Consider the following 25574-nt stretch of genomic DNA (forward strand, 5'->3'; position numbering starts at 1 on the left):
CGCCGCTCGAGCGTCAGTCACCGACTCGGCCGACCATTCCGGATCTTGTTGTGGGTGCGCCGATTCTTCTGCGGCAACACGGATTGTCGGGCGAAGACGTTCGCCGAACGTGCGGGAAGACGCGTCACCTGTGGCCGCGGCCCCCTTCGGCTATCCTGCTCCGATGATCCTTCCTGGTTACGCGGACGCGTTCCCGGACGATGTGGACGTCGCGGCGCTCGCCGTCGACGGGTGGCACCTCGCCGAGCGGCCCGGCTTCTGGGCGGCGCACTGGCGGGAGCAGTTCATCGACGATGATGACTTGCTGTCGCGGGCATGGGGCGTGCCGGAAGCGGTTGTGACCGAACGAATGAACGATCTTTACGCCCCCCGAGCGTGGCCGGTGTTCCGGATCGAGCTTCGCGGCGATGCCGAGCTCGCGGTGGTGTTCCGTAACTTCGCCGACGACGGCGGGGTGGACTACCTCGTCCTGCCCGGATCCGGCCGGAAGGTCATCGAGATCGCCGGTCTGGAAGGGCACCAGCGCGGACCTGGGCTGTCCTGGCCGGAGCTGGTCGCCGTCGCCGACCGGCAGCCCGACCGGGTCCGGCGAGCGCAGACCTTGCTACTGCTCGCGCCGGCGTTCGGTGACGAGGCGGCCGACACGCCGGACGCGGTGTCGGCGCTCTCGGATGCGATGCGGACGCTGGGAGCCACGGGCGACACCGCGAAGCTGGCCGCGCTGGCCGTCTCCGACGAGGTTGTGTTCTGGGGACACGTGCCGTGGGTAGCAGGCGTGCCCGACATGGACTACGCACCGCGCAACCCGGCCAGCCCGTTCGCGCTCTCAGCGACCGAGCGGCAGCTGGTTACAGAGTTGCTGGCGTCCTGAGCACTCGGCCTCAAACGGTGCGGCGAGCAGACCTCACCCGACATTCCTCAAGCCCGCTTGACCGTCCAGGCTTCACGGAAAGCGCGCCAGAACCCCGTTCACACGAACGGAGCCAGACAAACAAGCACTGCGACAAAGCGCGGCGGTAAAGAGGCAGACGAGCGCGGAGACAAGCACGCCGAGTGGCGCGGGCGGAGGCCGATGCGCGGATCCGTGCCGGGCTCGGGGTACCGTCGGGCCCGTGGCGGGGCTCGCGGGGCGGATTCGGCAGCGGCTCGGGGTGCGCATGCGCTCCGCGCTCGCGGCCGCCGCCGTCGTCGCCGTCGCGTCCGTGCTCACCGGTGTCGCGTTCGTGATCGCCGCGCGGCTCATTCTCACCGGCAACGTCGACCAGGATACGAGCGACCGGGCCGCCCAGGTGGCCGGCGCGCTCGACGACGACGCCGCGCTCGCCGCCGTCATGCGGCCCTCGCTGCGGGACCGCACCGTCGTGCAGGTGCTCGGCGCCGACGGCCGGGTGCTGCGCGCCTCCGTGCTCATCGCCGGGGCCCAGCCGATCTCGTCGCTGCGCCCGGAGCCGGGGCAGACCAGGCGGGAGCAGCGCCGGCTGGCGGTGGCGCACGACGAGTACTTCCGGATCACCGCGCTCGGCGTGGACTCGGACGCGGGGCCGCGCACGGTGCTCGTGGGGCAGTCCATCGACGAGATCGACGACGGCACCGAGGCCGCGATCGGGGCCCTGGCCGTCGGGCTGCCGCTGCTGACCGTGATCGTGGGCATCGCGACGTTCCTGTTCGTGGGGCGCTCCCTGCGGCCGGTCGACGCGATGCGCCGGCAGGCGGAGACGATCACCGGGCGGAACCTGCACACGCGGCTGCCCCTGCCGCCGACCGGTGACGAGATCGCCGCGCTGGCCGCGACCATGAACGGGATGCTCGACCGCATCGAGTCCGCCACGGCGGCGCAGCGCCGGTTCGTGGCCGACGCCTCGCACGAGCTGCGCAGCCCGCTGTCCACCGTGCTCGCGGGGCTGGACCTGCTCGGGGACGGGCCGCACGTGGTGCGGATGCGGCGGGAGAGCGACCGGATGGCCCGGCTCATCTCCGACCTGCTCCTGCTGGCGCGGGTGGACGAGAAGGGGCTGCAGCTGCGGCGGGAGGACGTCGACCTCGACGATCTCGTCTACCTCGAGCGGGAGCGGCTCATCGCCGAGCGGCCCGGGCTCCGGGTCACCGCGCGCTCGGCCCCCGTGCGGGTGAGCGGCGACCCGCACCACCTCCAGCGCGTGCTGCGCAACCTGCTCGACAACGCGGCCCGGCACGCGCGGGAGGCGGTGGAGGTGACGGTGGAGGCTCACGACGGTACCGCCGAAATCACGGTGTCCGACGACGGGCCGGGCATCGCCCCCGCGGACCGGGACCGGGTCTTCGACCGGTTCGTCCGCCTCGACGAGGATCGCTCGCGCACTGGCGGCGGGACGGGGCTCGGGCTGCCCATCGCCCGCGACATCGTGACCGCGCACGGGGGCACCCTGACGGTCGAGGAGTCTCCGGCCGGCGGGGCGCTGCTGCGCCTGAAACTGCCCCGATAAAACAAAACTCGCGCCGTATCCGGGCGATGAGCCGAGTGGATGAGACCTCGGACCGGCGGATGGACGGTGGCGCGCCTGCTCGCCGCCGGGTACCTGCTGGCCATCGGCGGGCTGCTGGTCGTCGGCGCGGCCGCGTACGTGCGCATCGGCACGCTGCTCGACGCCCGGGCCGCGGTCGAGGCCGGCCACGCGGTCATCGACGACATCGACGCGCTGCGCGAGGAGCTGCAGAACGCCGAGCGCGGCCAGCGCGGCTACGTGATCACGGGCAACGAGCGCTACCTGGAGCCGTACACGACCGCGGTCGCCGCCATCCCGGGCACGCTGGACCGGCTGGCGGCCCGGACCGCGGGCGACGCGACTCTCGCGCAGGTGCGCGGCCGGGTCGAGGACAAGCTGAGCGAGCTCGCCGACACGATCGACCTGCGGCGCACCGAGGGCTTCGCGGCCGCGCAGCGGGTCGTCGACACCGACCGTGGCGCCGCCGACATGGCCGCCATCGAGAGCGGGCTGAGCCGGATGCGCACCGCCCAGCAGGTCCGGCTCGCCGCCGACCAGCGCGAGACGGCGGCCGCGGCGATCGCGACCCGCCGCTCCATCCTCGGCGGCGCCCTGCTCACCGCCGTGCTGGCCGCGCTGGGCGCCTGGTGGGTGACCCGGCAGGTGTCCCGCCCGATCGCCGCCGTGACCGCCGCCGCCCGCCGGGTCGCCACCGGCGAGGTGGTCGCGCCCGTGGCGGGCGGGGAGGCCGTGCGCGGGCCGGCGGAGCTCGCGGAGATGGCCGACGCGGTCGACGAGGCGACCCGGGTCGTGCTGCACGCGCGCGACGAGGCGATGGCCGCCACCCAGGCCAAGTCCGCGTTCCTGGCCACCATGAGCCACGAGATCCGCACCCCGATGAACGCCGTCATCGGCATGACCGGGCTGCTGCTGGACACCGACCTGAGCGCGGAGCAGCGCGAGCTCGCCGCGACCGTGCGCGACAGCGGCGAGGCGCTGCTGGCGATCATCAACGACATCCTCGACTTCTCCAAGATCGAGGCGGGGCAGCTGGAGCTCGAGGACGCCGTGTTCGACCTGCGGGAGTGCGTCGACAGCGCGCTCGCGCTGGTGGCGGTGCCCGCGGCCGGCAAGGGTCTCGAACTCGTCGCCGACGTGGCCGAGAGCCCGCCGCTGTGCGGTGACGTGACCCGGCTGCGGCAGGTGCTGGTGAACCTGCTCTCCAACGCGGTGAAGTTCACCTCCAGCGGCGAGATCGTCGTGACCGGGTCGTTCGCGCTCGCCGGGGACCGCGTCCGGGTGGCACTGGCGGTCGCGGACACCGGGATCGGCATCCCGCCGGAGCGCATGGACCGGCTCTTCCGCTCGTTCAGCCAGGTGGACGCGTCGACGACGCGGACGTACGGCGGAACCGGCCTCGGCCTCGCGATCAGCCGCCGGCTCGCCCGGGCCATGGGCGGCGACCTCACGGTGGTGAGCCGGCCCGGCGAGGGCTCCACGTTCACGCTCACCGCGCTGCTGAGGATCTCGGCGACCGCGCCGCCGGCGGTGGCCGCTGACCTCGGCGGGCGCCGCGCGCTCGTGCTGTCCGGCAACGCCACGCTGCGCCGGGTGCTGTGCGCCCAGCTCACGCAGTGGGGCATGGACTGCGTGCCGGACGCGTCGGCCGCCGACGTCGTGCTGACCGATGGCCGGTCCGCGGCGTTCGGCGGGCCGAGCATCCTGCTCAGCACCGTCGACGCGCCCCGGCCGCCCGGCTTCGCGGCGGTGCTCACCAAGCCCGTGCGCGCGGCGGCACTGCAGGCCGCGCTGGACCGCGTCCTCAACGGGCCGACGGAGTCCTCCGCGGCCGAGGATCCGGCGGCGGTACCGCCGGTGCACCCCCTGCGCATCCTGGTCGCCGAGGACAACCAGGTGAACCAGACCGTCGCCACGATGATGCTGGCCAAGCTCGGCCACCGCGCCGACGTGGCCGCCAACGGCGCGGAGGCGCTCGACGCGGTGCGCCGGGTGCGCTACGACGTCGTGCTCATGGACGTGCAGATGCCGGTGCTCGACGGCCTCGACGCCACCCGGCGCATCCGCTCCGAGCTGCCGCCCGCCGCGCGGCCGCACATCATCGCGCTGACCGCGAGCGCGCTCATCGAGGACCGGGCCGCGTGCGAGGCGGCCGGGATGGACGACTTCCTCACCAAGCCGATGCGCCCGACCGACCTGGCCGCGGTGCTGTCCGCGTTCACCAGCACGCAGACCGTCGCGGGGCCCGCCCCGGCGGCGGAGCCGGACGGGCTCGAGGACGGCATCCGGGCCCGGATTCGCGAGCTCACCGACGACGATCCCTCGCCGCAGGAACTGGAGCTGGTCGGGCGGGTGCTCGGCTCCTTCTGCGCCAAGGCCCCGGACACCCTCGTCCGGCTCGCCGACGCCGTCGGCCACGGCGACTCGGCCGCCGCCGTCGGCGCCGCGCACACCCTCACCGGCGCCGCGGGCAACGTCGGCGCGGCCGTGCTGGCCCGGCTCAGCGGCGAGTTCGAGACCCGGGCCCGCGGCGGGCTTCCGGACGACGCGACGCGGGCGCTGGACGAGCTGCGGCACGAGCTGGATCGCGTGGTGGCCGCGGTGACCACCGTCCGCGAGGGGCTCGCCGAGGACAGGGCTTAGAAGCCCATCACGGGCACGGCCTCCACGGCGCTCCAGGCCAGGGCGCCCGCCGTGCACGCGGCGAGCGCGGCGATCCCGTAGACCGGCCAGGCCCGCGGCCCCCGGCGGCGGGCGAAGGACCAGGTGGCCACCGTGATGCCCGCCGCGGCCTGCAGCGCGCCCTCGGCGGTCCCGCCGCGGAGCGGGTCGCCGGTGAACAGCGGCGTGACGGCGATCGCGATCCCGGCCCCGGCGAGCAGCCCGCACGCGATGCCGGCGGCGATCGCGGCGCGGCGGGCCCCGTCGGCGCGCACGGCGTGGGCGAGCGCGCCGAGCGGGGCGCCGCCGGCGACGGACAGCAGCATCCAGTAGCCGAAGGCCCGCAGCAGCGGCCCGAACTCCCCTCCTGGGCGCAGGCCGCCGGGTAGGTTGAGCCAGTAGTAGCAGCCGGTCGCGGTGCACAGCACGATGACCGCGGCGGCCGCCGCCCCGCGCCGCGTGCGGGCCGGGAAAGCGGCCACGAACGCGGCGCAGCCCCAGGCGAAGCCGGTGCTGGCCACGAACTGCAGCACCGTGCGCAGGGTGCCGTCGACGAGATCGGCGCAGAAGGCGGCGATGCCGAGCGCCACGCCCGCGGTCAGGGGCCAGCCGATGCCGATCCGCTGCCGGGAGGCCGCCCCAGAGGACTCCACCATGAGGCCATGATGCGGCCCTTCGCGGGGCGGCGGGCCCTTCTTGCCAAACCCGCCGTGCCGGCGCCCAGGACGTCCCGGCCGGATCGGGACCGACGTCCCTGTTCAGGCGCGCGGCGTCGGGGAACCCTGACTGGTGAACGAAACCGATCCGCACGGGGGGCCGACGATGAGCACAACCAGGACGCCGACAGTCACCGGACGGCAGCGAGCGCTCATGCTCACGCTGGCGACGGCGGGTTTCGCGGTCAACTTCTGGGCCTGGGCGCTGCTGAGCCCGCTCGCGCCCAAGTTCAAGGACGCGCTGCACCTCAGCTCGCTGCAGCAGGCCCTGCTGGTCGCGGTGCCGGTGGTCGTCGGCTCGCTCGGGCGGATTCCGGTGGGGGCGCTCACGGACAAGTACGGCGGACGAATCATGTTCCCGCTGGTCTCCCTGACCACCATCGTCCCGGTGCTCTACCTGGGCCTCGCCGGCCACGGCTCGCTGGCCGGCCTGCTGATCGGCGGCTTCTTCCTCGGCATCGGCGGCACCGCGTTCGCGGTGGGCGTGCCGTTCGTGAACAACTGGTTCCCGCCGCAGCGGCGAGGCCTGGCCGTGGGTGTGTTCGGCGCGGGCATGGGCGGCACCGCGATCAGCGCCCTGACCACCGTCAAGCTGGTCAACGCGGGCGACACCGCGACCCCCTTCGTCGTCAGCGCGATCGGGCTGGCCCTCTACGCCGTCGTGTCCTGGCTGCTGCTGCGCGACGCCCCCGGCCGGGTCGTGCCCGCCGAGCCGCTCGGCAAGCGCCTGGCCGCCACCGTGAAGCTGCGCATCACCGGGCAGGCGGCCGTGCTCTACGCCGTCGCGTTCGGCGGGTACGTCGCCTTCTCCGTCTACCTGCCCGCGTACCTCAAGACCGCGTACGGGCTGACCCAGGCCGACGCCGCCAACCGGATGGCCGGCTTCGTGGTGCTCGCCGTCGTGATGCGCCCGGTCGGCGGCTGGCTCTCCGACCGCATCGCCGCCACCCGCGTGCTCGCCGTGTCGCTGGGCGTCGTCACCGTCGGCGCGGTCGTACAGTCCTTCACCCCGGGCCTTGCCCCCGTCGGCACCATCGCGTTCCTGGCCATGGCCGCCGCGCTCGGCGCCGGCAGCGGTGCCACCTTCGCCCTGGTCGCCCAGCGAGCCCCGCAGAAGATGGTCGGCTCGGTCACCGGCGTGGTCGGCGCGGCCGGCGGCCTCGGCGGGTTCGTCCCGCCGCTGCTGATGGGCGTGGTCTACGAGCGCTACGGCACCTACGCCGCGGGCCTGGTCGCCCTGGCGGTGGTCGCGCTCGGCGCGCTGCTGCTGACCGTGACCGCCGTCGCCCACGCCGGCGCCCCGAAGTCGGCCGCTCGCCGCAACCGGACCACGGCCCATGTGTGAGCGATAGCCGGCGGGCTAGCCGGGTTCGCAGTGTTCGTACCCATTCGGGATTAATGTGAGATTCAGTCGAACGAGAGGAGCCGAGACGGTGGCCGGCCTGGACGACGGACTCACCGACGCACTGGTGTCGACGAGGCGCTTCTTCACCCGGGGCGAGGTCTCGAAAGACCTGCGCACCCTGCGCCAGGTCGGTGGCCGCCAGGCCGACGTGTTCTATCGGGACCGATGGGCGCACGACAAGGTGGTGCGCTCCACGCACGGCGTGAACTGCACGGGCTCGTGCTCCTGGAAGGTGTACGTCAAGGACGGCATCATCACCTGGGAGTCCCAGCAGACCGACTACCCGAGCGTCGGACCCGACCGCCCCGAGTACGAGCCGCGCGGCTGCCCCCGCGGCGCGGCGTTCTCCTGGTACACCTACTCGCCGACCCGCGTGCGCTACCCGTACGTGCGCGGCGTCCTGCTCGAGCTCTACCGCGAGGCCAAGGCCGCCCACGGCGGCGACCCGGTCGCGGCCTGGGCCGACATCGTCTCCGACCCGCAGAAGGCGCGCCGCTACAAGTCCGCCCGGGGCAAGGGCGGCCTCGTGCGGGCCACCTGGGACGAGGCCGTCGAACTCGTCGCGGCCGCGCACGTGCACACCATCGCCGAGTTCGGCCCCGACCGCCTGGCCGGCTTCTCGCCCATCCCCGCGATGTCGATGGTCTCGCACGCGGCCGGGGCCAGGTTCTACAACCTCATCGGCGGGGCGATGCTGTCGTTCTACGACTGGTACGCGGACCTGCCCGTCGCCTCGCCCCAGATGTTCGGCGACCAGACCGACGTGCCCGAGTCCGGCGACTGGTGGGACGCCGGATACCTGATCATGTGGGGCTCCAACCTGCCGGTCACCCGCACCCCGGACGCGCACTGGATGGCCGAGGCCCGCTACCGCGGCCAGAAGGTCATCGCCGTCGCCCCCGACTACGCCGACAACGTCAAGTTCGCCGACGAGTGGCTGCCCGCCCAGCCCGGCACCGACGGCGCCCTCGCCATGGCGATGGGGCACGTGGTGCTGAAGGAGTGCTTCGTCGACCGCCAGGTGCCGTACTTCACCGACTACGTGCGCCGCTACACCGACCTGCCGTTCCTCGTCGCGCTCGAGGACGCCGGCGACGGCACCTTCCGGCCCGGCAAGATGCTCACCGCCGCCGACCTGCCCGGCGCCCTGGCCGGGACCGAGCACGCCGCGTTCAAGACCGTGCTGCTCGACGACGACGGCATGCCGGTCGTCCCCAACGGCTCGCTCGGCTTCCGCTACGGCGAGACCGGCGCCGGGAAGTGGAACCTCGACCTCGGCGACGTGCGTCCGCGGCTGTCGTGCGAGGGCGGCGACGCGGTCGAGGTGAGCCTGCCCCGGTTCGACACGCCCACCGGCGCGGCCGAGCCCGTGCGCCGCGGGGTGCCCGCCCGGCGCATCGGCGAGCACCTCGTCACCACCGTCTACGACCTGCTGCTGGCCCAGTACGGGGTGGCCCGCGACGGGTTGCCGGGGCAGTGGCCGAGCGGCTTCGACGACGCCGGCTCGCTGTACACCCCGGCCTGGCAGGAGACGATCACCGGCGTGCCCGCGGCCGCCGCGGCCCGTGTCGCCCGCGAGTTCGCCGCCAACGCGGAGGAGTCGAAGGGCCGCTCGATGATCATCATGGGGGCGGGCACCAACCACTGGTTCCACTCCGACACCATCTACCGCTCGTTCCTGACCCTCACGACGCTGACCGGCTGCCAGGGCGTCAACGGCGGCGGCTGGGCCCACTACGTCGGCCAGGAGAAGGTGCGCCCGATCACCGGCTACAGCGTCCTGGGTACCGCCGCCGACTGGTCGCGCCCGGGCCGCCAGATGATTCAGACGGCGTACTGGTACCTGCACACGGACCAGTACCGCTACGACCCGTTCTCCGCCGCGACGCTGACGGGCTCGAGCTCCAAGGGGCTCTTCGCGGGCAAGACCACCGCCGACCTCATCGCCGCCTCCGCGCGCATGGGCTGGATGCCGTCGTTCCCGCAGTTCGACCGCAACCCGCTCGACCTCGCCGGCGAGGCGGCCGCGGCCGGGGTCCCGGTGGCCGAGCACATCGTCGCCGAGCTCAAGGCCGGCCGGCTCCGCTTCGCCTGCGAGGACCCGGACGCGCCGGAGAACTTCCCCCGCGTGCTGACCGTCTGGCGGGCGAACCTGCTCGGCTCCTCGGCCAAGGGCAACGAGTACTTCCTGCGCCACCTGCTCGGCACCGACCACGCCGTGCGCGCCACCGAGGCCCCGCCGGGCGCCCGCCCGCGCGATGTCGTGTGGCGGGAGCAGGCCCCGGCCGGGAAGCTGGACCTGCTGCTGTCGCTGGACTTCCGCATGACGTCGACGACGGTGTACTCCGACGTGGTGCTGCCCGCCGCGACGTGGTACGAGAAGCACGACCTCAACACCACCGACATGCACCCCTTCGTGCACTCGTTCAACCCGGCCATCGCCCCGCCCTGGCAGACCCGCACCGACTGGGACGCGTTCATGGCCATCGCCCGCGCGTTCAGCACCCTGGCCGCCGACCGGCTCGGCACCCGCACCGACGTCGTCGCCGCCCCGCTGCTGCACGACACCCCGGACGAGCTGGCCTACCCGCACGGCCGGGCCGTGGACTGGAAGGCGGGCGAGTGCGAGCCGATCCCGGGCCGCACCATGCCGAAGCTGATCCCGGTGGAGCGGGACTACGCGGCGATCGCCGACAAGATGGCGTCCCTCGGGCCGCTGCTGGACACGCTCGGCGCGACGACGAAGGGCGTCACGTTCCGGGTCGAGCGCGAGCTGGAGTACCTCCGGCACAAGAACGGCGTCGCGCCCAACGGGCGGCCCTCGATCGCCCGGGACGTCCAGGCGTGCGAGGCGATCCTGGCCCTGTCCGGCACCACCAACGGCCACCTCGCGACCCAGGGCTTCCGCCAGCTGGAGCGGCAGACCGGCATGCGGCTGGCGGACCTCTCGGCCGAGCACGAGGGCAAGCAGATCACGTTCGCGGACACCCAGTCCCGCCCGACGCCGGTCATCACGTCCCCGGAGTGGTCCGGCTCGGAGTCGGGCGGGCGGCGGTACTCCCCGTTCGTCATCAACGTCGAGCGCCTCAAGCCGTGGCACACGCTCACCGGGCGGCAGCACTTCTACCTCGACCACGACTGGGTGGCCGAGCTCGGGGAGTGGATGCCGACGTACCGCCCGCCGCTGAACATGCACGCCCTGTTCGGCGAGCCCTCCGTCGGCGAGCGGGGCGAGCTCGGCATCGCGGTGCGGTACCTCACCCCGCACAACAAGTGGTCGATCCACTCCGAGTACCAGGACAACCTCTTCATGCTCTCGCTGTCCCGGGGCGGGCAGAGCATCTGGATGTCCAAAGAGGACGCGGCGAAGATCGGCGTGCGCGACAACGACTGGATCGAGGCGGTGAACCGCAACGGCGTCGTGGTCGCCCGCGCGATCGTGTCGCACCGGATGCCCGAGGGCACCGTCTACATGCACCACGCCCAGGACCGGCTCATCGACGTGCCCCGCACCGAGACCAACGGCCGCCGCGGCGGCATCCACAACTCGCTGACCCGGCTGCTCATCAAGCCCACGCACCTCGCGGGCGGCTACGCGCAGCTGTCGTTCGCCTTCAACTACCTCGGGCCGACCGGCAACCAGCGCGACGAGGTGACGGTCATCCGCCGCCGCTCGCAGGATGTGGAGTACTGACATGCGCGTGATGGCGCAGATGGCGATGGTGATGAACCTCGACAAGTGCATCGGCTGCCATACCTGCTCGGTCACGTGCAAGCAGGCGTGGACCAACCGCAGCGGCACCGAGTACGTCTGGTTCAACAACGTCGAGACGCGGCCCGGGCAGGGCTATCCGCGGCGGTACGAGGACCAGGAGACGTGGAAGGGCGGCTGGACGCTCAACCGGCGCGGCCGGCTGGCACTCAAGGGCGGCGGCCGGTTCAAGAAGCTGCTCACCATCTTCTCCAACCCGAAGATGCCCGCGATCGACGACTACTACGAGCCCTGGACCTACGACTACGAGACGCTCACGAACGCGCCGCTGCAGGAGCACACCCCGGTCGCCCGGCCCAGGTCGCTGCTCTCCGGCCAGGACATGAAGATCTCCTGGTCGGCCAACTGGGACGACAACCTGGCCGGGGCACCCGACCACGGCGACAAGGACGTGATGCTCAAGGGCATCGCCGACAAGGTGAAGTTCGAGTTCGAGCAGACCTTCATGTTCTACCTGCCCCGCATCTGCGAGCACTGCCTCAACCCGAGTTGCGCCGCCTCCTGCCCGTCCGGGGCGATCTACAAGCGCGAGGAGGACGGCATCGTCCTCGTCGACCAGGACCGCTGCCGGGGCTGGCGGATGTGCGTGTCCGGGTGCCCGTACAAGAAGGTGTACTTCAACCACCGCACCGGCAAGGCCGAGAAGTGCACGTTCTGCTTCCCCCGCATCGAGGTCGGCATCCCCACGGTGTGCTCGGAGACGTGCGTCGGCCGGCTGCGCTACATCGGCCTCATGCTCTACGACGCCGACGCGGTCCTCGAGGCCGCGTCCGTGGCGGACGAGCACGACCTCTACGAGGCCCAGCGCAAGGTCTTCCTGGACCCGAACGACCCGCAGGTCGCGGCCGCCGCCGAGCGGGCCGGCATCCCGCACGACTGGATCGAGGCGGCCCGGCGCTCGCCCGTGTACGCGCTCATCAACCGGTTCAAGGTGGCGCTGCCGCTGCACCCGGAGTACCGCACCATGCCGATGGTCTGGTACATCCCGCCGCTGTCGCCGGTCGTCGACGTGGTCCGCGACACCGGCCACGACGCCGAGGACCGCGGCAACCTCTTCGCCGCGATCGAGGCCCTGCGCATCCCGGTCGAGTACCTGGCCCAGCTGTTCACCGCGGGCGACCCGGCCCCGGTCGACGCGGCCCTGCGCCGCCTCGCCGCGATGCGCTCGTACATGCGCGACATCAACCTCGGCCGTGACGCGGACGAGTCGATCGCCTCGGCGGTGGGGATGACCGGCGAGCAGATCTACGGCATGTACCGGCTGCTGGCCCTGGCGAAGTACGACGAACGCTATGTGATCCCGCCCGCCCACGCGGAGCAGGCACACGCGCTGGAGGAGCTGGCGACCGAGTGCTCGCTGGACTACGAGGGCAGCCCGGGGATGGGCGGTTCCGGCCCGTTCGGCGAGTCCTCCGGCGGCCCGGCCCCGATCGCGGTCGAGAACTTCGTGATGCTGCGCGACAGGCAGACCAGCGACACCATCGTCGACCCGGCCGACAAGGCGCGGCGGGTCAACCTGCTCAACTGGGACGGCAAGGGCCGCCCCGCGGGCCTCTTCCCGGATCGGAGCGAGCGGTGAACCCCGCCTGGCAGGCCCAGTCCCTGCTGCTGGACTACCCCGACGAACGGCTCGCCGACCGGCTGGGGCTGCTGCGCAAGGTCGCCGGCGCGCTCGAGGGGCCCGTCGGGGCGCCGCTGCTGCGGTTCCTCGACCACGTGGAGCGCACGCCGCTGCCGCAGCTGGCCGTCGACTACGTGGCCACCTTCGACCATCGCAAGCGCTGCTGCCTGTTCCTCACCTACTACGCGCACGGCGACACCCGCAACCGCGGCATGGCGCTGCTGCGGCTCAAGCAGGCCTACGCCGAGGCCGGGCTGCGCCTCACCGACGAGGAACTGCCCGACCACCTCGCGGTCGTGCTCGAGTACGCCGCCGCCGAGCCCGACGCCGGCGCCGTCCTGCTCGGTGAGCACCGGGCCGGCCTCGAGCTGCTGCGCGCGGCGCTGCACGACGCCCGCTCGCCGTGGGCCGACGTGCTCGACTCCGTCTCGGCGACGCTGCCCCCGCTGCACGGCGATCACCACGTCGCCGTCGCGCGGCTCGCCGCCCAGGGTCCGCCGGCCGAACAGGTCGGCCTCGCCGCTTATGGAGTGTCGCGATGAACGTGCTGCTCTTCGTCGTCGTGCCGTACGTGGCCATCACCGTGTTCGTGGTCGGGCACGTCTGGCGCTACCGCTACGACAAGTTCGGCTGGACCACCCGGTCCTCCCAGCTCTACGAGCGCCGGCTCCTGCGCCTGGGCAGCCCGCTGTTCCACTTCGGCATCCTGCTCGTCGCGCTCGGCCACGTCGGCGGCCTGATCATCCCGGAGTCGTGGACGGAGGCGGCGGGCGTGAGCGAGACCGCCTACCACGCCGTCGCGGTCGGGCTCGGCACCGTCGCCGGGATCATGACGCTCGCCGGCGCCGCGATCCTCGTGTACCGCCGCCGGACGGTCGGCCCGGTGTTCTCGGCCACGACCGTGAACGACAAGATCATGTACGTGCTGCTGATCGGCACCATCGTGCTCGGCCTCGGCACCACGGTGCTGGGCAACCTGACCGGGCACCCGCACGACTACCGGCAGACCGTCTCGCCCTGGTTCCGGTCCATCTTCTACCTGCACCCGGACCCGGAGCTGATGGCGAAGGCGCCGATCGGGTTCCGGCTGCACGGCCTGGCCGCCTTCACGCTGTTCGCGTTCTGGCCCTTCAGCCGGCTCGTGCACGTGTTCTCCGCGCCGCTGGGCTACCTGACCCGGCCCTACATCGTGTACCGCAGCCGCGACCGCCAGCTCGGCACCCGGCCCGTGCGGCGCGGCTGGGAGCGGGTCCAGTGACCACGCACGCGATCCGGGCCGGCGCCGACCGCGTCGCCGACCTGTCGTGGCGCGACGCCTTCGCCACCGCCCGCCGCCTGCCCACCAGGCTGGAGCCGCAGCGCGTCCCGCTCGGCGAGGCCGCGGGCCGGGTGCTGGCCGAGCCGGTCCTCGCGCGGGCGGCGCAGCCCGGCTGCGACACCGCCGCGATGGACGGCTACGCGGTCCGCGGGCCCGGGCCGTGGGCCGTGGCCGGCCGCAGCCTGGCCGGCGCGTCCCCCGGCAGCACGCTCGCCCCGGGCACGGCGGTCGAGATCGCCACCGGGGCGCCGGTGCCGGACAGGGCCGACGCGGTCCTGCCCTACGAGCGGTGCTTCCGCGACGGCGAGCGCCTCGCCGGCCCCTGCCGCCCGGGCCAGCACATCCGGCGCGCGGGCGAGGACGCGGTGCCGGGCGACCTCGTCGTGCCGGCCGGCCGCCGGGTCACCGCGGCGGTCCTCGGGGCGGCGGCGCAGGCCGGGGCCGATGTCCTCACGGTGTACCGCCACCCGCGCGTCCGGCTCGTCGTGACCGGCGACGAGATCGTGCGCCGCGGGGTGCCCGGCCCCGGATTCGTGCGCGACGCGTTCGGCCCCTCGATCGCCGCGCTCGTCGCCGACGCCGGGGGAGTGCTCGCCGGCAGCGTCCTCGTGCCCGACGACCGCGCCGCCCTGCGGGACGCGATCGCCGCCGCGGCCGGGGACGACGTGCTCGTCGTGACCGGCTCCTCCTCCGTGGGCGCCGCCGATCACCTGCACCGGGTGCTGGCCGGGCTCGGCGCGGCCTGGCACGTCGACGGGGTTCGCTGCCGCCCCGGCCACCCGCAGCTGCTCGCCCGCATCCCGGAGGGGCCGTGGGTCGTCGGGCTGCCCGGCAACCCGTTCGCCGGGCTCGTCGCCGCGCTCACGCTCCTGCGGCCGCTGCTGGAGACGATGACCGGCACCGCCGGGGCACCCCTCGTGCGGCTCCCGGTGCGCGGCGCCGCCCGCGTGCCGTCCGACGGCGTCCGGCTCGCGCCGGTGAGCCTGGAGGGCGCGCACGCGCTGCTGGTCAACGACGCGCGCCCGGCCAGTCTGCGCGCCGCGGCCGGCGCCGACGCCCTGGCCGTGATCGAGCCCGGCTGGACCAGCGGCGCGCCGGCGGACCTGCTCACAGGCTTTTGAGGGTCTGGATCACCGGGGCCGTGGTCGAAGTACAGCGCGCCGCACTCCCGCAGTTCGTGCACCCTCCGGCGCAGGGTGGTGTGCGGCCGGCCGGTGGCCGCGGCCAGCTCGGTGAACCCCATCCGCCCGTCGGCCGCGAGCAGTTCCAGCAGCCTGCGGTCATCGCCGGAGAGCTCGACCCGCGCGCCGGGCGGCGGCTCCGGCATCCGCAGCGCCGCGACCTGCTGCGGGCTGAGGACGTCGATGAGGCTCTGCGGGCCGCCGAAGTACACGTGCAGCAGGCAGTTCGCGGTGACCCCGGTGACGTTGGGCGTCTTCGGCAGCTGCTCGAGCAGCAGCGCCCCCGAGTCGCGCTCGGACGCCGCGCGGACCACGCCCACGATCTCGGTGCCGCCCGAGGTCAGCTTCACCCACGACGTGTCCGGCCGCCGCGCGAGCGCCCGCCCGACGGTGACCGCCACGCTCGGCACGCACTGGATGCGCACGAACCACGACACCTCGCCGACCCGCTCGGGGTCGGTCCGCCCGGTGACGCGCACGCGCCCCTCGGCCCGCATCCGCGCGAACCGCCGCGCGACGGTCTGGTCGGAGACCCCGAGCACCTCGCCGAGGCGCGTGAACGACGCCCGCCCGTCCAGCTGCAGCGCGTGGAGAATGAGCAGATCGAGCTCGTCAAGGTCGGATCTCGCCATTCGAACCCCAGTGACGTGGTGCTGAGCCGTCGCCGCGCCACGATCGTACCCATGACGACCTTGGTGATCGGCGCCCGGGGCTCCATCGGCCGCCACGTGCTCGACCAGCTCCGCACCGCCGGCGATCCCGTCCGCGCCACCGTGCGCGACCTGTCCACGGCCGGCGACATTCCGGCCGGTGTACCGGTCGTGCGGGCCGACCTCACCCGCCCCGAGACGCTGGGGCCCGCGCTGGACGGAGTGCGCCGCGTCTTCGTCTACGCCCTGCCCGCGGACCCGGCCCCCTTCGCCGCCGCGGTGGCCGCGGCCGGCGTCGAACACGTGGTCCTGCTCTCCTCGGGCAGCGTGCTGCTGCCCTGGACCGCGGCCAACGCCATCGCGCGGGAGCACCGCGAGGTCGAGGCGGCCCTGCCCGGCTGCGTCCCGATCCGCCCGCTGGTGCTCGCGAACAACGCCCTGGCCTGGGCGCGCTCGATCCGCGCGGAGGGCGTCGTGCGCGTGGCGCACCCGGCCGCGGCGACGGCCCCGATCCACGAGCGCGACATCGCCGCGGTCGCCGTCGCGGCCCTGCGCGACCCGTCCACGCCCGGCGTGAGCGACCTGCTCACCGGCCCGGACGCGCTGACCCAGCACGAGCAGGTCCGCGCGATCGCCGCCGCCGTCGGCCGCCCGATCCGCCTCGAGGAGCTGACCCCGGCCGCGGCGCAGGAGGCGTTCGCGACGTTCACGGACGCCGCGACGGCCGCGGCGATCCTCGAATTCGTGGAGCACGCCCTGGAGCCGGGCGGCTCGCCGGTGACCGGCACCTTCACGCGCGTGACCGGGCGCCGCCCGGTGTCGTTCGCCCAGTGGGCGCGGGACCACACGGCGGACTTCTAAGAGTCTTCAAGCCTCACAGCTGCACGGTCTCCAGCGCCCGCACCGACTCGACGGCGAGCCGTTCGAAGTCGCCGAGGCCCGGCACGACGTGCAGGGCGGGGGCGAGGTCGGCCAGCAGCCGCGCCGCGTCCAGCGCCAGGTGCGCCGCCTCGGTCGGGTCGTCGTCGCCGAGGCGGGCCTTGATCTCGCCGCCGAGGCTGGACAGCGTGGACTCGTCGGTCTCGGGCGGGAGGCGCTCGGCGAGCGCCGGCGGGTCCGGGGTGTGGACGCGGCGCTGGCGGAGGGCGGCGACGAGCGGGCGGCAGTCGCCGTAGCGGTCCAGCAGCCCCACGAGCTCGAGCGCCCGGGTCACGAGCCGGGGCCGGCCGGGGAACTGGTCGAGCCACGCGAGCAGCGCCTCGTCGCCGCCGACGTGCTCCATGATGTGCCGCAGGCCGGAGGCGACGGGCGTGCACGGCGGCTCGAACTGTCCGACGAGGTACGCCACCTGCCCGGCCAGCTTCGCCTCGCCGTCGGCGTCCAGGTGCCCGGCCCTGAACCTTCCGGCGGCCGTCAGGTCGAGACCGCCCACGGGAAAGATCGTCACGGACGGTGCGCTACCCGCCCTCAGAGCGGCGAAACCGTGCGGCCGAGGACCGTCCACGCCATCGCGGTGACCTCGATCGGGCCGGTCGCGGGCAGCAGCGCGGCGCAGCGCTCGCGCAGGGCGTCGCGGCGCGGCTCGTCCAGCGTGCGCACGTAGTCGCCGGCCGGCCCTACACCCAGCGTGAACGGCTCCCACCACTCGGCGAAGCCGGCGAAGGTCGTGCGCACCGTCAGCTCGGCCGGCTCGAGGTCTCGCAGGCCGGCCGCGGTGAAGAGCTCGGCCAGGTGGCCCTCGCGCGCGCCGGCGAGGCCGGACTCGTCGCGGGCGGCCGGGTCGAGCTCCAGCGCGGCGCGCCAGAACACGGCCAGCGGGCCGGCGCCGCCCGCGTGGTCCCACACGCACGCGGCCACGAGGCCACCGGGCCGGGCGACCCTGGCCATCTCGCGCAGCCCGGCGACGGGGTCGGCCATGAAGTGCACGACGAGCTGGGCGAGCGCGAGGTCGAAGGTCCCGTCGGCGAAGGGCAGCCGCTCCGCCGCCCCGCCGCGCACATCGGCGTCGGGGAAGCGCTCGCGCGCCGTGGCCACGAACGACTCGGACGGATCGACGGCGGACACGGACGCGGCCCCGAGCCGTTGCACGAGCTCGGCCGTGAGCGCCCCGGTGCCGCAGCCGACATCGAGCGCGCGCTGACCCGGCGAGACGCCCACGAGATCGGCGAAACGCGTCGCGAGGGGAACCGAATACCGCCCCATGAACCGCCCGTAGGCGTCCGCCTGCACCTCAAAGCTCACCCCGGCGATGCTAGACCTGCATTCCAAGGGCTCGCAGTGGGCAAGATGGAGGTATGCCCCTGCCGCGTTTGTCGCAAGTCGTCGACCTGGCCGTGTCCGCCGCGGGCACCGCCGCGGGAACCGCCGCGGCCGTCGTCGCGCTGCCCGGGCGGGTGGTGCGCCTGGTCGGCGGCGCCGAGCTGCTCCTGGCCCGCGCCACCGCGACGCTCGACGCGGCCGACGAGGCGATCGGCCAGATTCGGGCGCTGACCGCCTCGGCCGCGGGCCTGATCGACCAGTCGGGCCGGATCGTGGCGCAGGCCTCCCAGACGGCCACGAGCGCCGACGCGCTCGTGGTGCGGGCCGGTGAGACGGCCGCGAGCGCGGATGCGGTCATTGGCCAGGCGCGGCAGATCGCTTCGGGCGCCGACGCACTTGTGGTGCGGGCCGGTGAGACGGCCGCGACTGCGGATGCGGTCATCGGCCAGGCGCGGCAGATCGCTTCGGGCGCCGACGCGCTCGTCGCCCAGGCCGCGCAGACGGCCACGAGCGCCGATGCCCTCGTCAAGCAGGCCGGCGAGACGGCCACGAGCGCCGACGCGATCGTCGCGCAGGCGGAGCAGACGGCCACGAACGCGGACGCCGTCGTCGCGCAGGCCGCGCGCGCGGCGGGCACCGCGGAGGAGCTGCTCGGCGCGTACGAGCCGGCGCTGCGCCGGTTCATCGAGAACCTCTCGCCCGACGAGGTCGACGCGGCGATCCGCATGGTGGACGACCTGCCGCGGCTCGCCCACCACCTCAACACCGACATCCTGCCGATCCTCGCCACCCTGGACCGGGTCGGCCCCGACATCCACGAGCTGCTGAACGTCACCCGTGACCTGCGCCAGGCGATCGTCGGCATCCCCGGCTTCGCCCTGTTCCGCCGGCGGGGCGAGCGGCACGAGCACGAGATCGAGGAGCACCACGACCACGGGCGCGAGGCCGGGGACGGGGCCGGGGACGGGGACGGGGACGGGCGCTGAGGGCTACAGGGCGATCCCCGGCTCGGGAAGGGCGACGGCGGTCGCGCGCGCCGATGCCGCGCGGGCGCCGGCGACCGCCACGGCCGCCATGTTCGTGCCCACCACGATCACGATGCCGGCCCAGACGTGCGCGGCGGGGACCTGGCCCAGGATCGTCGCGCCCGCGAGCGCCGCGAACACCGGGTGCACGCTCTGCAGCAGCCCGAAGAAGCGCGGCGGCACGCGGCGCAGGGCGATGACGTCCGCGGCGTACGGCACGACCGAGCACAGCACGCCGGCGCCGAGCGCGTAGAGCAGCCCGGCCGCGGTGAAGCGGCCCTGCACGGTCAGGACGACGGCGACCGGCAGGTAGAGCACCGCCGCGGCCGTCGTGCCCACCGCGGGGCCCTGCAGGCCGGGCAGGCGCGCGCCGACGAGCCGGTTGAGCAGGATGTACGCGGCCCAGCACGCCCCGGCGAGCAGGCCCAGGCCGAGCCCGGCGATGTCGGTGCTCGGGCCGGGCAGGACGAGCACGTAGACGCCGATCCCCGCGACGATCGCGCACAGCAGGTCGATCGGCGTGCGCGAGCCGCACAGCGCGACCGCGAGCGGGCCCAGGAACTCGAGGGTGACCGCGAGCCCGAGGCCGATGCGGTCGACCGCGGTGTACAGGCTGATGTTCATCGTCGCGAAGACCAGCCCGAGCAGCAGCGCCGGCCACCACTGCGACCAGGTCAGGCGCCGCAGGTTGGGCCGGGCCACGGGCAGGAGCACCGCGGCCGCCACGAGCTGACGGACCGCGACGACGCCCGCGGGCCCGATCGCGGGGAAGGCGCGCGCGCCGAGGGCGGCGCCCGCCTGGTTGCCGGCCGCGCTGGCGAACATGGTCGCGAGGGCGCCGCCGGTGCCGAGGTTCAGCCTGCTCACGACCACGATTCTGGGCCGGGGGAGCGGGCCCGCGGAAATGCGTGCGATGTGCCATTCATACGCTGTACGCATGGATCTGGAGCTGCGGCAGCTACGCGCGTTCGTCGCCGTCGTCGAGACCGGCACCTTCACCGACGCGGCCGGGGCGCTCGGGCTGTCGCAGGCGGCGGTGTCGCGGTCCGTGGCCGCGCTCGAGGCGGCGCTCGGCGCGCGGCTGCTGCACCGCACGACCCGGCACGTGCGCCTGACCGCGACGGGCACCCAGGTGCTGACCCGCGCCCGGGCGGTGCTGGACGAGGTCGCGCACCTGCGGCGGGTCGTCGAGCGCTCGCGCACCGAGCTGCGGGTGGGCTACGCCTGGGCGGCGATGGGCCGGCACACGCGCCGCATCCAGCGGGCCTGGTCCGGGCTGCATCCGGGTGTCCCGCTGGTGTTCGTCCAGCACAACAGCCTCGCCGCCGGGCTGACCGACGGTACCGCCGACGTCGCCGTGGTCCGCCGGGCGCTGGAGGATCCGCGGTTCGCGACGGCCGGGGTCGGATTCGAGCACCGCTGCGCGGCCGTGGCCACCGAGCACACCCTGGCGCGCAAGCGGACGGTGCGGCTGGCCGACCTCACGCGGTACACGATGGCGATCGACGATCGAACGGGCACGACGAGTCTCGGCCTGTGGCCGGAGGGTGCGGGGCCGGCGTCGGTGCGCCCGACGCGGGGCACGGACGAGTGGCTCACGCTCATCGCGGCGAACCAGGCCGTCGGCGTGACCTCGGAGGCGACGGCGCACCAGAACCCGCGCCCCGGCGTGGCGTACCGCCGGATGAGCGACGCGCCGCCGATCGAGGTCCGGCTCGCCTGGTGGCGCGACGACCCGCCCGCTCACCTCGACGACCTGATCGCGCTGACCCGTGACGCCTACGGAACGTGAGCATTTGCGGGCTCGGGTACGCTGCCCCGCATGAGTCTGCCGCAGCGGACGGCGATCCTGGAGGCGATGCACCGCGAGGCGGAGGTCGGCGAGCAGACGCTGGCGCCCAACAGCTACCTCGTGCTCGTCGCGCCCGGCGACCACGCGCAGGTGGCGCAGTTCGCGGGGCCGCTGGCCCGCGCGCAGGCCGAGTTCCTGGCCGAGCAGCGCTGGGGCATCGCCGACGAGGTGGTCGTGGAGCTGCAGCCCGACGACACCGTCCCGCCGGGCTCGTTCAAGATCATCGCTGACGTGCGCAAGGCCCGGACCCGCCGCGAGGACGAGGCCGGGCGCGGGGTCATGCTGCTCATCGACGACGGCCGGCGGTACACGGTCCAGGCCGGCGAGACCGTCATCGGCCGCGGCCGCCAGGTCGACCTGCGCGTGCGCGACGAGGGCGTGTCGCGGCGGCACGCGGCGCTGCGGTACGACGGCCGGATGGTGGTGCTGACGGACCTCGGCTCGACGAACGGCACGCGGCTCAACGACCGCCCGGTGACCGAGCCGGTGGCCGTGAACCCCGGCGACGTGATCACCCTGGGCGGCGTGACCCTGACCGTCCAGGGCGTGCGCGCTGACCCACCGCCCAATTAGGTCCACAGTGGACGTCATGGGCCGGCGATTTCAACCGGCAGGCCCATGGAGTCCGGCTCCCGGACGGCTAGGATCGAGCGGCATGACCCGCTCCGCGGACACCCTGGGCGATGCGCGCGAGATCCTGCTGGGTAAGCGTTCGGCGACGATCAAGATACTCGACAAGCTGCTCGGCGCCGGGGTCCTCGCCGCGGGACCGATCGGCGTGGCCACGGGCCAGCCGTGGCTGCTCGCGGCGTGGGGCTGGGTCGACCAGAAGAACGAGCTCGTCGTCCGGCTCGACGAGCTGGTGCAGAAGGGCCGCGCGAAGCTGCGCAAGTCGTCGGGCCGGCAGCGGCACGAGCTGCTCGCGGCCACACACGCGGCCCTGACGGTCGGCGCGTTCTTCGCCGCCCTGCGCGATGTGCTCGGCCCGATGTACGACGAGCTGGAGCTGACCGAGGCCGACATCGAGCGCCTGAGCGCGAACTCGACCCATCACGGGCTGCTGCGGCGCGCTGTCGACGGGGTGTTGTGGACGCCCATCGACCTGCCGTGGTCCGGTCGTGGCTTCGAGGCGAACCTGGAAGCCGGGATCAGGCCGTACTACGTGGACCTGGCCGGCCGGTGCCGCACCTTCTTCGCCGGACTCAGGGCGTTCTCCCCGGGAAGCGGTTCCACCGTCACAGGGGACGTCGTCGAACTTGCGGTTCGGCGGTACCGCGCCGACTACCTCGGCCTCGCCGCGGAGGTTCCGGAGTTCCGGATCTGGGCGGAGTTCGGCGAGCACCTCGCCGAGCAGAACGCGCTCGGGCGGATCGAGGAGCTGACCCGGTTCCTCGCCGCCCCGGCCAAGGCCGCCCGCCCGGCGCTGCGCGGCCTCCATCGCGCCGTCCTCGCCGCTCCCATCGTCGATCTCGAGGAGGCGACCGGCGATGTCACGGCCGTGCGGGTGCCGAGCGTCGAGCGCGGGTACATCGAGCCGGAGTTCCGCTGGGCGGTCATGGGCCCGGCGTCGCTGCCCGCCCACGAGGACTGGTGGGGCCGGCAGCCCCTGGGGTCCGACCTCGCCGGGTTCGTCGCGGCCCACGTCGTGTCGCCCGCCGCGGCCGAGCGGCCGATGGTCGTGCTCGGCCACCCGGGCAGCGGCAAGAGCCTGTTCACGAAGGTCTGCGCCGCGCGGCTCGACGCGTTCGTCACCGTCCGGGTGCCGCTGCGCGACGTTCCCGACCCGACGGCCGGCGTGTACCGCCAGATCGACGACGTCCTGCGCGAAACCACCCACGACCAGGTCGAGTGGCGCACGCTGTGCGAGTCGAGCGGCCCCGCGGTCCGGGTCGTGCTGATCGACGGCCTCGACGAGCTGATGCAGGCCACCGGGGCCACCGAGTCGCGCTACCTGCGCAACGTGATGGACTTCCAGAGGACCGAGGCGGCCGTCGACGGCCCGGTCGCCGTCATCGTCACCTCCCGGACGCTCGTCGCCGACCTGGCCGCGATCCCCGAGGGCTGTCTCGTGGTGCGGCTGGAGGAGTTCACCGACGAGCAGATCGACGCCTGGGCCGAGCGCTGGGCCGAGGCGAACGAGCCCGGCGTCGCGGCCGGTCACGTGCGCCCGGTCGCGGCCGGCGCGCTGCGGGGCTACGGCGACCTGGCCCGGCAGCCGCTGCTCCTGCTGCTCCTGGCGATCGTGGCCGCGGAGCGGGAGCTGCCCGCCGACGGTACGTCCGCCGGGCTCTACCGCATGCTCCTCGACGACTACATCCGCCGCGAGCTGGCCCGGCCCGACAACCAGGGGTCCGGCCTCGCCGAGGACGAGCGACGCGAGGCGGAGCTGTGGAAGCTCGGCCTGGTCGCCTTCGGCATGCTCAACCGCGGCCGCCAGCACCTCTCCGAGCGCGACCTCGAGGCCGACCTGCTGGCCCTCCCGGGCCCGATCCCGGTCACCGAGGCCCGGCCGCGCGACCTGGCCCGCCCCCTCGACCCGGCGCGCCGCATCATCGGCCGCTTCTTCTTCGTCGCCGCGGCCGAGGCCGAGGGCGGCATCGGCGGCCGCAGCTACGAGTTCCTGCACGCCATGTTCGCCGACTATCTGGTCGCCTTCCACACCGTGGAGCTGCTGCGGGACGCGGCCGCCGCCCGAGCCGTGCGCACGGCGTCGCAGTCCTGGGACGACGACCTGCTGTTCGCGCTGCTGTCCCAGCGGCTGCTGGCGGGGTACGGCTCCCGCGCCCTCGACCTCTTCGCCGAGCAGGCCCGCGGCGACGCGGCCGTCGCCGGGGTGCTGGAGCACATCGCGACCATCGTGCAGGACCGCTGGGGCCCGGGCCGCCACGCCGCCTATGCCCCGTCGAGCCGGGTGGCCGTCCAGCGCATCGCGACCTACGCGGCCAACATCGTGTCCCTGCGGCTGGCCATGGCCGACGAGCCGGTGGAGGTCGCCCGCCTGTGCCCGCCGCACGCCGACGTCCGCTTGTCGTGGGCCAACCAGGTCCGCCTGTGGGACGCCGTGCTGAAGCCCTCCGCCGGATGGGGCGCGTTCATCAGCGCCCTGCAGGTGGTGGACGGCGACCGGCCGACGGCGGCGTGGCGCCCGTCCGCCGGCTACTGGGAGGACATGGTGGAGATCGCCGCTCTGGCCGAGGCCCGGGCGATGCAGCTCGCCGTGGGGCGCACCGTGCTGTTCGACAGCACGAGTCCCATGGACCAGCCCGGCCCGGCGATGGCCCGCGCTCTGACGGAGATGCTGCTGCGCGGTTACGCCTCCCCGGAAAGCCTCGCGATCCTCACCGACGTGAGCCGCATTCCCGGCACGCTGCACGGCCTCGCGCTGAGTGCGGCGGCCCGGCACGGCGCGAGTCTCGACGCCGCGACGGCCAACGATGTGCTGAACCTTCGCGGCAAGCGCTTGGACGAGGCCGTCGCGATGCTGGCGATGCGGCACGCGATCCAGGTCAAGCGGATCTTCTCGGACGAGTTCTGGGATGTCATGGTCCGCCTGGAGGCCGTGCTCGACGGAGGGTACGCGGGCAAGATCCGCGAAACCCCCGAGGGCCGGGCGATGCGCGCGCTGCCGCCGGAGCTTGCCCGCAAGCTCATTCCGGAGCTCGCGGCCTCGCTGCTGTCAGCGCAGGAGCAGGACCAGGCGTGAGGTGGCCGAGCCCGTGGACTGGGTCTGCCAGGCGGCCGACACGTCGGACAACGGGACGGCCTCGTACGAGACGGTCAGGCGGCCCGCCGCGGCGTGGGCCGCGATCGTGCGCATCGTCTCCGCCCGCTCCGGCTTCGTCAGGGAGTTGTTCGTGTAGCCCAGAATCCGCAGCGAGCCGCTGCGCAGCGTGGCCGAGTCGAAGGGGGCCGTCGGGGCGGCCGAGCCGCCCAGGTTGACCAGGCGGCCGCCCGGGCGCAGCACCTGCAACGCCGCCGCGGCCGGGACGCCGAACAGCGGGTCCAGCACCAGGTCCAGCGGGCCGTCCAGCGCCGGGCGCAGCCGCGCGGCCAGGTCGGGCACGGTGTCGTCGTCGAGCAGGGGCACCACGGCGTCCGCGCCCAGGGCGGCGGCGCGGGACCGGGCCCGTGAGGAGCGGCAGGCCGCCACCACGCGGCGGGCGCCGAGCAGCCGGGCGATCTGGATCGCCGCCTGCCCGACGATGCCGCCGCCGCCCAGGACCAGCACCTGCTCGCCGGTGCGCAGGTCGCCGCACGAGGTGAGGGACTGCCACGCCGCCACGGCGGACAGGCCCAGCGCGGCGACCAGCGCGGGGTCGGCGTCCGGCGGCAGTTCGACGATGTCCGCCGGGGGCACGTGGCAGTACTCCGCCATGCTCCCGTCGCCGGGGCGCATGCCGGCGTCGGTGGCGAACCACACCGGCGTGCCGTCGGGCAGCGCCCCGACGCCCTGGACTCCGGGGACGTACGGGACCGGCGGGGCGCCGAAGTACGACGTCCCGCTCGCGCACAGCACGTCCAGCGGCGTGATCGGCGCGGCGGTCACGGCCACCCGGACGCCGCCGGACGGCGGGGGCTCGTGCGCGGCCACGACCGGCAGCTGTCCACATTGGAGGATCAGGGCGGCCCTCATG

The 25574-nt window shown here is 74.1% G+C and carries 19 protein-coding genes and 1 pseudogene; 14 read left to right on the forward strand and 6 right to left on the reverse strand.

The genetic code is table 11. The features are described from left to right. Positions 1–109 precede the first annotated feature (109 nt). The 3 genes from ABT369_RS22755 (at position 110) to ABT369_RS22765 (ending at position 5123) form a co-directional block, all read left to right on the forward strand. Complete coding sequence (locus tag ABT369_RS22755) at positions 110–871, forward strand: hypothetical protein (RefSeq protein ID WP_350614650.1); 762 nt, start codon at positions 110–112, stop codon at positions 869–871. A 241-nt stretch (positions 872–1112) separates the two neighbouring features. Next, the gene (locus ABT369_RS22760) at positions 1113–2462 is read left to right on the forward strand and encodes a sensor histidine kinase (protein WP_350614652.1); all 1350 of its coding nucleotides are present in this window, start codon (positions 1113–1115) and stop codon (positions 2460–2462) included. 39 nt (positions 2463–2501) lie between these two features. Further along, a complete protein-coding gene (locus ABT369_RS22765) occupies positions 2502–5123 on the forward strand; it encodes an ATP-binding protein (RefSeq protein ID WP_350614654.1) in 2622 nt (873 codons plus the stop codon). Here ABT369_RS22765 and ABT369_RS22770 read toward each other — a convergent pair. Next, complete coding sequence (locus tag ABT369_RS22770) at positions 5120–5797, reverse strand: DUF6518 family protein (RefSeq protein WP_350614657.1); 678 nt, start codon at positions 5795–5797, stop codon at positions 5120–5122. The genes ABT369_RS22765 and ABT369_RS22770 overlap by 4 nt on opposite strands. A 166-nt stretch (positions 5798–5963) precedes the next feature. On the opposite strand from ABT369_RS22770, the gene ABT369_RS22775 reads away from it, so the two are divergent. The 6 genes from ABT369_RS22775 to ABT369_RS22800 all read left to right on the forward strand — a co-directional run bounded on the left by ABT369_RS22775 (position 5964) and on the right by ABT369_RS22800 (position 15094). Beyond that, the gene (locus ABT369_RS22775) at positions 5964–7202 is read left to right on the forward strand and encodes an MFS transporter (RefSeq protein ID WP_350614659.1); all 1239 of its coding nucleotides are present in this window, start codon (positions 5964–5966) and stop codon (positions 7200–7202) included. An 88-nt stretch (positions 7203–7290) separates the two neighbouring features. Beyond that, a complete protein-coding gene (locus ABT369_RS22780; protein ID WP_502891807.1) occupies positions 7291–10956 on the forward strand; it encodes a nitrate reductase subunit alpha in 3666 nt (1221 codons plus the stop codon). A 1-nt stretch (position 10957) separates the two neighbouring features. Beyond that, positions 10958–12613, forward strand: coding sequence for a nitrate reductase subunit beta (gene narH / locus ABT369_RS22785; RefSeq protein ID WP_350614661.1), 1656 nt, complete (start codon positions 10958–10960; stop codon positions 12611–12613). Beyond that, on the forward strand, positions 12610–13197 hold the full coding sequence (gene narJ, locus ABT369_RS22790) for a nitrate reductase molybdenum cofactor assembly chaperone (protein ID WP_350614663.1): 588 nt from the start codon (positions 12610–12612) through the stop codon (positions 13195–13197). The genes narH and narJ overlap by 4 nt, the downstream gene beginning before the upstream one ends. Beyond that, positions 13194–13913, forward strand: a complete 720-nt coding sequence (gene narI / locus ABT369_RS22795; protein ID WP_350614665.1) for a respiratory nitrate reductase subunit gamma — start codon at positions 13194–13196, stop codon at positions 13911–13913. The genes narJ and narI overlap by 4 nt, the downstream gene beginning before the upstream one ends. Next, a complete protein-coding gene (locus ABT369_RS22800) occupies positions 13910–15094 on the forward strand; it encodes a molybdopterin molybdotransferase MoeA (RefSeq protein ID WP_350614667.1) in 1185 nt (394 codons plus the stop codon). The genes narI and ABT369_RS22800 overlap by 4 nt, the downstream gene beginning before the upstream one ends. Before the next feature lie 83 nt (positions 15095–15177). Here ABT369_RS22800 and ABT369_RS22805 read toward each other — a convergent pair. Then, positions 15178–15786: pseudogene (locus tag ABT369_RS22805) on the reverse strand (Lrp/AsnC family transcriptional regulator); the annotation flags it as partial. A 51-nt stretch (positions 15787–15837) separates the two neighbouring features. Here ABT369_RS22805 and ABT369_RS22810 point away from each other — a divergent pair. Next, entirely contained in the window at positions 15838–16665 is an 828-nt protein-coding gene (locus ABT369_RS22810; protein WP_350614669.1) for an SDR family oxidoreductase, read from the forward strand. 13 nt (positions 16666–16678) lie between these two features. Here the strand turns inward: ABT369_RS22810 and ABT369_RS22815 are convergent, their stop codons facing one another. Both ABT369_RS22815 and ABT369_RS22820 read right to left on the reverse strand, forming a co-directional pair. Beyond that, a complete protein-coding gene (locus ABT369_RS22815; protein ID WP_350614671.1) occupies positions 16679–17251 on the reverse strand; it encodes a hypothetical protein in 573 nt (190 codons plus the stop codon). A 20-nt stretch (positions 17252–17271) separates the two neighbouring features. Beyond that, on the reverse strand, positions 17272–18045 hold the full coding sequence (locus tag ABT369_RS22820; RefSeq protein ID WP_350614673.1) for a class I SAM-dependent methyltransferase: 774 nt from the start codon (positions 18043–18045) through the stop codon (positions 17272–17274). 53 nt (positions 18046–18098) lie between these two features. On the opposite strand from ABT369_RS22820, the gene ABT369_RS22825 reads away from it, so the two are divergent. After that, positions 18099–19049, forward strand: a complete 951-nt coding sequence (locus ABT369_RS22825) for a hypothetical protein (protein WP_350614675.1) — start codon at positions 18099–18101, stop codon at positions 19047–19049. A gap of 3 nt (positions 19050–19052) precedes the next feature. Here ABT369_RS22825 and ABT369_RS22830 read toward each other — a convergent pair whose 3' ends face one another. After that, complete coding sequence (locus ABT369_RS22830) at positions 19053–19955, reverse strand: EamA family transporter (protein ID WP_350614677.1); 903 nt, start codon at positions 19953–19955, stop codon at positions 19053–19055. A 70-nt stretch (positions 19956–20025) separates the two neighbouring features. Here ABT369_RS22830 and ABT369_RS22835 point away from each other — a divergent pair, with 70 nt between their 5' ends. The 3 genes from ABT369_RS22835 (at position 20026) to ABT369_RS22845 (ending at position 24643) form a co-directional block, all read left to right on the forward strand. After that, the gene (locus ABT369_RS22835; RefSeq protein ID WP_350614679.1) at positions 20026–20880 is read left to right on the forward strand and encodes a LysR family transcriptional regulator; all 855 of its coding nucleotides are present in this window, start codon (positions 20026–20028) and stop codon (positions 20878–20880) included. 30 nt (positions 20881–20910) lie between these two features. Then, positions 20911–21513, forward strand: a complete 603-nt coding sequence (locus ABT369_RS22840) for an FhaA domain-containing protein (RefSeq protein WP_350614681.1) — start codon at positions 20911–20913, stop codon at positions 21511–21513. Positions 21514–21595: 82 nt separating this feature from the next. Next, on the forward strand, positions 21596–24643 hold the full coding sequence (locus ABT369_RS22845) for an NACHT domain-containing protein (RefSeq protein ID WP_350614684.1): 3048 nt from the start codon (positions 21596–21598) through the stop codon (positions 24641–24643). On the opposite strand, the gene ABT369_RS22850 is transcribed toward ABT369_RS22845, so the two are convergent. Then, a complete protein-coding gene (locus ABT369_RS22850) occupies positions 24617–25573 on the reverse strand; it encodes a quinone oxidoreductase family protein (RefSeq protein WP_350614686.1) in 957 nt (318 codons plus the stop codon). The genes ABT369_RS22845 and ABT369_RS22850 overlap by 27 nt on opposite strands. Position 25574 lies beyond the last annotated feature (1 nt).

The sequence above is a fragment of the Dactylosporangium sp. NPDC000244 genome, assembly GCF_040300725.1.
In the GTDB taxonomy this organism is placed as follows: Bacteria; Actinomycetota; Actinomycetes; order Mycobacteriales; family Micromonosporaceae; genus Dactylosporangium.